Raw genomic sequence first — 6902 nt, forward strand, 5'->3', positions numbered from 1 at the left:
GGCTGGACCGATGAGAAACTCGACCAGGTGCGTTCCGCGCTCGCCGAGGCCCCGCGCGAAGGCCAGAGCGTGTTCATCGCTCCGAACTTCGCCATCTCCGCGGTTCTGGGAGACTACTTCGCGAAGGTCGCCGCACCGTACTTCGAATCCGCCGAAGTCATCGAACTGCATCATCCGAACAAGGTGGACGCGCCGTCCGGCACCGCGTTCCATACCGCCCAGGGCATCGCGGAGGCGCGCAAGGCCGCCGGTCTTGGCCCGGTTCCGGATGCCACCGAAACCGATGGCGGCTCGCGCGGGCAGGTGGTCGACGGCATCCATGTGCATGCCGTGCGTCTCCGTGGCCTCAACGCCCATGAGGAGGTGCTTTTCGGCAACGCCGGCGAACAGCTGACCATCCGCGCCGACAGCTTCGACCGTATCTCCTTCATGCCGGGCGTGCTGCTGGCCGTGCGCAAGATCGCAACCGGCGGATTCCCGGGCCTGACCGTCGGCCTCGACCACTTCCTCGATCTGTGATTCTCGCCGCGTCCCCCTACCTTCCGTTCCCAAACCACCGACGCTGAGATTCCTCTGCCCGTCGGTGGTTTGGGAATGATGATTATTTCACGAGGCGCGCGATGGCGGCGCTGGCTTCGGCGAGCTTCTCGTCCGAGACGGCGCCGCCTTGCTCCACCGCCTGCCTGACGCAATGGTTGAGATGGTCGTCGATGAGCAGCAGCGCCACGGATTTGAGCGCGCTGTTCACCGCCGATATCTGGGTGAGGATGTCGATGCAGTATTCCCCGTCCTCCGTCATCTGTTTGATGCCTCGGACCTGCCCCTCAATGCGGTTGAGCCGCGCGATGATTTTCTTCTGATCTTCCGCATATCCATGGTGTGTGACGTTCATTGGCTCGGCTCCTCGCAGCGCTGAAAACTTGACCTTATCGCTGAATACAGTCTACCTACCGTGAAAATATACCCTCTGGGGGTATATGTATGGTGGTATCGCTGGTATCGGACGGGCCGTCCGCCAAGCGCAGCTTTGACGGACCATGCGGAAAGGTGAGGACATGCAGGCATTGATGGCGATCATAGCGGCGTTGGCCGTAACCGTGGGCGTGCTGTGGTTCTTCTTCGCACCGCGCAAGGCATATCGCGCGCGTATCGGGAACGGCGCGCAGGAGGCGGTCATCGAGGTCAAGGGAGGGTACAGTCCCGCCATAGTCGAGGCGGAGGCCGGATTGCCGCTCACACTCGTATTCGACCGCAAAGAGGACGGCGAGTGCTCGTCTCATGTCGTCTTTCCCGATTTCGGCGTCGATCTCGCTTTGCCCGCGTTCCGCTCGACGACGTTGACGCTACATCCCGACCGGCCGGGCGATTATCCCTTCGCATGCGGCATGAACATGCTGCATGGCATGCTGCGAATTGTCCCGTCCACACATGGTCGGGCGACGAAGCAGAGGAACGAAGGCGCATCCGACCAAATCGGGGAATCCCGTGAAATCCAGAATTCCGGAGCGTTCCGACATGATGGCGAGGCATCCCTCCATAGCGGAAAATCCGGTGATGCCGCACAATTCGATGATGCCGTGCCATCCGATGATGTCACGCAAACCGGCGAGCCGGAACATGTGATTAACCGGCATCGTACCTCACGATCCGGCGACACCTCACAATCCAAGGAGATCAGAACCCTGGTCGCGCGTCTCGTGGTGTCGGCGGTTTGCGCGGTCCCGGTATTCGGCGCCGCCATGTTGATGCTGTATCCGATGCCGGCATGGATGCAGCTGGTGCTGACGCTTCCCATCATGGGATATGCCGCCTTGCCGATTTTCCGCAGCGGATTCGCCGCGATCGCGCATCGCTCGCCGGAAATGAATGCGTTGGTGAGTCTCGGCACGGTATTCGCGTTCGCATACTCATGCGTGGTCGTTTTCGCACCCGGCATATTGCCCGAAAACGCGCGCGAACCGTATTTCGAATCCGTGGGCGTGGTCATCACGCTGATGCTCGTCGGGCAGTTGCTCGAAGCGCGCGCACGCATCGGCACCGGTGAGGCCATGCGCGCCTTGGCGGGGCTGAGGCCGCGGGGCGCGCATGTGCTGCGCGACGGCGAGGAGCGGGAGATCGGCGTCGAGGATGTGCGCGTCGGCGACGTCGTCATCGTCCGTCCGGGGGAGAAGCTGCCCGTCGACGGCGTCGTGGTCGACGGCTCGTCATCGGTGGACGAGTCGATGATTACCGGCGAGTCCATGCCGGTAATCAAGCAACCCGGCAGCGCGGTGACCGGCGCCACGGTCAACGGAACCGGTTCATTGCGGTACCGTGCCACGAAGGTCGGCGCGGACACGGTGCTGGCGCAGATCATCGGACTGGTCAGGTCCGCGCAAAGCTCGAAGGCGCCGGTGCAGCGCCTTGCCGACAGAATCTCCGGATTCTTCGTGCCCATCGTCGTGCTGATCGCCGTCTGGTCATGCGCGCTGTGGTTCGCATTCGGCCCCGAGCCGCGGATCACCCATGCGCTGGTGGCCGCGGTGTCGGTGCTGCTGATCGCATGCCCCTGCGCGTTGGGGCTCGCCACGCCATTGTCCGTGACGGTCGCCACCGGCAGGGCCGCGCGGATGGGCGTGCTGATGCGTTCCGCCGAGGCGCTGGAAACGACGGCGAAGGTCAATGCCGTCGTACTCGACAAAACCGGTACGATCACCGTTGGCAAGCCATCGCTCACCGATGTGCTGCCGTTGGGCGCATGGCGGCGGAGCCCTGACGATCTGTTGGCGGTCACGGCCTGCGCCGAACAGGATTCCGAGCATCCGCTCGCAGCCGCGATCGTCGCCGCGGCGCGCGCGAAGCGGCTCCAGACGGGAACGGCATCGGATTTTCGCGCGGTCGCGGGGCGGGGCATCACGGCGGATGTGACGTTCCGGGGCGTGCGCCATCCGGTGGCGGTGGGCAACACCGATTTGATCGATGATCTGGACATCGGCATGCCTTCCGTGGGCGATGAGGATCTGGACGTGGTCATCGATGATCTGGAACGCTTGTCCGCGCAGGGGAAGACCCCCATGCTGGTGGCGGTGGACGGCGAGCTCGCCGGAATCGTGGCGGTCGCCGATACGGTGAAGCCGGATTCCCGCGGCGCGGTACGGCAATTGCGGTTGCGCGGCGCGGAAGTCGTCATGCTTACCGGCGACAACGCGACGACGGCGCAGGCGGTCGCGCGGCAGGTCGGCATCGACCATGTGGTGGCCGGCGTGCGGCCGGAGAACAAAGCCGACGAAATCGTGAGGCTGCAATCCCGCGGATATACGGTGGCGATGGTTGGTGACGGCATCAACGACGCGCCCGCGCTTACCCGCGCTGATGTGGGATTCGCCATCGGCTCCGGAACCGACGTGGCCATCGAATCCGCGGACGTGACCCTGATGAACGGCTCGCTGATGGGTCTCGTGCACGCGCTCGATTTGTCCCATGCGACGATGCGCAACATCGCGCAGAACCTCGGTTTCGCCTTGGGATACAACAGTGTGGGCATCTCGATCGCGGCGGGTGTATTGTATCCGTTCACCGGCCAGATGCTCAGTCCGATGATCGCGGGCGCGGCCATGGCGTTCTCATCGTTATGCGTGGTGACGAACGCCAGCCGGCTCCGCCTGTTCGATCCGAACGCGCTTGTCGCCGATGGCGGGCGCGGCACGGCGCATGGCGTCGGCCATGGCCGCGGCGGCAAGCCATACCGTGTCCGCAAACCGAATCCGCAAGCGGGCAACACCAACCAGAAAGGAATCATCATGGGATTGTTCAGCAATCACAAAGCCAAGAAGGAATCCATGTCGATGGATGCGCACGCGTCCGCGAAAGGAGGCTGCTGCGGCGGCCATCAAGGGTGCGGCCATGGCTCCATGGCCGGGCGGAACGCCACTGCGTCCGCGACCGATCCGGTCTGCGGCATGAGCGTGGATCCGGCGAACGCGCCCGCCACCCGTGAATACAACGGCAAGACCTACTATTTCTGCAATCCGGGCTGCGCCGACCGCTTCAGCCAGAACCCGGAAGCCTACCTCGACTGAACGTCATGTGTCATCGCGAATCGGTCTTTTGGGAAGCCGATTCGCGATGACACAAGATGACCGGTCATCGGGTGAATTCAGAAAGTATGCCCGTTACCTTTTTGGTGCCGGGAACCGAATATTCTCGCCGGGATGAGGTGTGTGCGCCAATGCGTACCAATGACTCCGCCAATGCGACGCCGGCGCTGACCCCATCGATCACCGGTACGTGCAGTGATTCTTCCAGTTGTTTGCACATGCCAGCCATTCCTGCGCATCCCAGTACGATGGAATCGGCGTCGCACTGGTCCAAAGTTGTTTGACATTCCGTCAACAATGCTTGGTATGCGGCATCGGGGTGCTCGTCGAGATCCAGCACTGGTACTTCGCAGGCGCGATAGGCCACACACTGTCTCGTGAATCCGTATTCATCCACTAGGTCTTGTGCCCTTCCGAGGGTGCGCCCGAGCGTCGTGACGATGGCAAATGAACGTCCGACTAGTGAAGCTACATGGAACGCGGCTTGGGCGATGCCGATTACCGGTCCATACGCCAGTTCTCGCGCGGCATGGAGACCGGGATCGCCGAAACAGGCCAATACATAGGCGTCGCACCCTTCTCTCTCGCCTTTGCGAATCTCGTCCATCACGCCAACCGCGGCCAGTGCCTCATCGCTATGCGATTCGATGGAAACCGGTCCCATGGTTGGGCTTACAGCTTCGATGCATACGTCTTTGCCGGCGGCTGCGCGCGCCGCCTCCTCTATGGTATGGGTCATGGACCACGTAGTGTTTGGATTGATGATTTTGATTTTCATGTTGACCTCGAGGAATTGACGAGTCAATGGTGATGAAATAGATGGAATGTGGGTGATATGGCATGTTGTGGCTCCCAAGTACGTTGGAAACCACAACATGCTGTTGGTTGTGCGTCTCGCATTTCAATGCGAAGTGATGGCGCTACTTTGTGGCGCTGCCGTCATTCACCGTTGCGTCATTGGCTGCAAGGGGGATGATTTGCGGGCGATAGTGCTCCAGCACCGTGAAAATCATCAAACCGAGTCCGGCACCGATGAACCAACTGAAGTTCGAGAGCGCGGTCAAGTCGATGATGCCCATCTGCTTGAGGGAACTGGGCATCACTGCGCAGCAAATTGACGGAATGCCGGAAAACACCAAGGACAGCACGGCATTCGGATTAAATCCGTTACGGTACCAATAACGTCCCTTTGGGCTCATGGTGAATAAGTCATCCACGACGATGCGCTGGTGCGCCACGATGAAGTATCCCGCCACAAGAATACCGAACAGCGGTCCGATGAGCGCTCCCAGCAAATCAAGCGTGTAATGGATGGCTTGATCGTTCGAATACCAATTCCATGGGGTGATGATCACCGATCCCACCGCGGCGATCATACCACCGGTCCGCCAATTGATTTTCTGCGGGTTGACGTGCGAGAAATCGAAGGCGGGGGAGACGAAGTTCGCCACGATATTGATGCCGACCGTTGCGGTGACGAAGGTGACACCGCCCAGAAGAATCGCAAATGGGGTGTCGATGCGTTCCACGGTCTTGATCGGGTCGGTGATTAATTCACCGAAAACGGGTACAGTCGCGGAGGCGCAGATCACGGTGAGCAGGGAGAACACCACAAAATTCACCGGCAATCCCCAGAAATTACCTTTTTTGACGTTCTCATAGGAATTGCAGTAACGAGAGAAATCGCCGAAGTTGAGCATGGGGCCGGAGAAGTACGAAACGACGAGCGCGATGGCGGTGATCATCACGGGAACGGATTCGACTAGGCCCATCGGCTTGCCGCTTGACAGGTTGAGGTCGATGGCTCCAAGTCCGCCTGCCCGCACCACCAGATAGATGGCGAGGACGAACATTACCGCGTATACCAGCGGCCCTGCGAAATCGGTGAACTTGCGTATGGTGTCCATGCCTTTCCAGAACACGCATGCTTGGGCTATCCACAATATGCCATAGGAAATCCATCCCAGTGCTGAAAGTCCGAGGAATGAATAATTCTCTGCGAGCGTCTGCGCTTCGGGGAAAAACTTGAGAAAGATGATATTGAGGGATTCGGAGGCGAGAAAAGTCTGCACTCCATACCACGCTACCGCGATGATGCCGCGGATGATGGCGGGAATGTTAGCGCCTTTGACGCCGAACACGAAACGCATGGTGACGGGGAATGGCACACCGGCGCGTTGACTGGGTTTGGCTACGAGATTGACTAGCAATTGCACGATGCCGATGCCGATGATGAGCGCGATGAACACCTGCCAGCTGGCGATGCCGAGTGCGAATAGGCTTCCTGCGGTCACGTAGCCTCCGACGGAATGCACGTCCGACATCCAGAATGCGAAAATGTTGTACCAGGACCAGGTCTGCTTTGCGAGCGGAGCGAGGTCCTTGTTTGCCAGACGGGGGCTGTAGCTGTCCTTGATGATGGTTGCGGAACTGCCCTGCGTATGTTTGTCGGAATGATTCGATGGGATTTGCTGCGTGTCTGAGCTCGCTGGCGTGAAGCTGTTGCCGATGGTTGCTGTGGTCATCGTAAGCCTCCTGTTGTGCTGCGTTGTTGAAAGAATCTGTAGTTGCCGGTGCCTTTATTAACGGAAATTTTTATTTCGATTTCCTTGAGATCTGTATTTCGAATTGATTGCGTATTGAGGGATTTTGAAATGGTTTTGTCACATTCGTGCGCGGAGTTTGCTTAAAAGTGGCCGATGTGGGGAGATGGGTTAATATTTGGGAAATATGGGCATGGTGGCTGCGGTGTGAAAAAATAATTTCATTACGCGATGTGTGGGTGGTCGCTGTGTGTCTTTGCGCTGCATATATACGGCAGGGGGG

Annotated in this window: 5 protein-coding genes; 2 read left to right on the forward strand and 3 right to left on the reverse strand. The window is 59.8% G+C overall.

Annotation, left to right across the window (positions count from 1 at the left end; genetic code table 11):
• The coding region (locus B3C64_RS06540) for a 4-hydroxy-tetrahydrodipicolinate reductase (RefSeq protein WP_291534570.1) at positions 1-519 on the forward strand (519 nt) is incomplete at its 5' end.
• Between the two features lie 82 nt (positions 520-601).
• Here the strand turns inward: B3C64_RS06540 and B3C64_RS06545 are convergent.
• A complete protein-coding gene (locus tag B3C64_RS06545; protein WP_291534571.1) occupies positions 602-892 on the reverse strand; it encodes a metal-sensitive transcriptional regulator in 291 nt (96 codons plus the stop codon).
• A 163-nt stretch (positions 893-1055) separates the two neighbouring features.
• Between B3C64_RS06545 and B3C64_RS06550 the strand changes: the two genes are divergently transcribed.
• Positions 1056-4058: a heavy metal translocating P-type ATPase gene (locus B3C64_RS06550; protein ID WP_291534572.1), complete on the forward strand. Its 3003-nt coding sequence runs from the start codon at positions 1056-1058 to the stop codon at positions 4056-4058.
• A gap of 64 nt (positions 4059-4122) precedes the next feature.
• Here B3C64_RS06550 and B3C64_RS06555 read toward each other — a convergent pair whose 3' ends face one another.
• Together B3C64_RS06555 and B3C64_RS06560 are read right to left on the reverse strand one after the other, a co-directional pair.
• Positions 4123-4881, reverse strand: a complete 759-nt coding sequence (locus tag B3C64_RS06555; protein WP_291534573.1) for an aspartate/glutamate racemase family protein — start codon at positions 4879-4881, stop codon at positions 4123-4125.
• A 115-nt stretch (positions 4882-4996) separates the two neighbouring features.
• Entirely contained in the window at positions 4997-6601 is a 1605-nt protein-coding gene (locus B3C64_RS06560) for an NCS1 family nucleobase:cation symporter-1 (RefSeq protein ID WP_291534575.1), read from the reverse strand.
• Between the last annotated feature and the right edge of the window lie 301 nt (positions 6602-6902).

The organism is Bifidobacterium sp. UBA6881, from assembly GCA_002451435.1.
In the GTDB taxonomy this organism is placed as follows: domain Bacteria; phylum Actinomycetota; class Actinomycetes; order Actinomycetales; family Bifidobacteriaceae; genus Bifidobacterium.

What these genes read in the sequence shown, in the direction of transcription:
- B3C64_RS06545 (WP_291534571.1), bottom strand. Translation starts at nt 892, where the DNA reads ATGAACGTCACACACCATGGATATGCGGAAGATCAGAAGAAAATCATC.
- B3C64_RS06550 (WP_291534572.1), top strand. Translation starts at nt 1,056, where the DNA reads ATGCAGGCATTGATGGCGATCATAGCGGCGTTGGCCGTAACCGTGGGC.
- B3C64_RS06560 (WP_291534575.1), bottom strand. Translation starts at nt 6,601, where the DNA reads ATGACCACAGCAACCATCGGCAACAGCTTCACGCCAGCGAGCTCAGAC.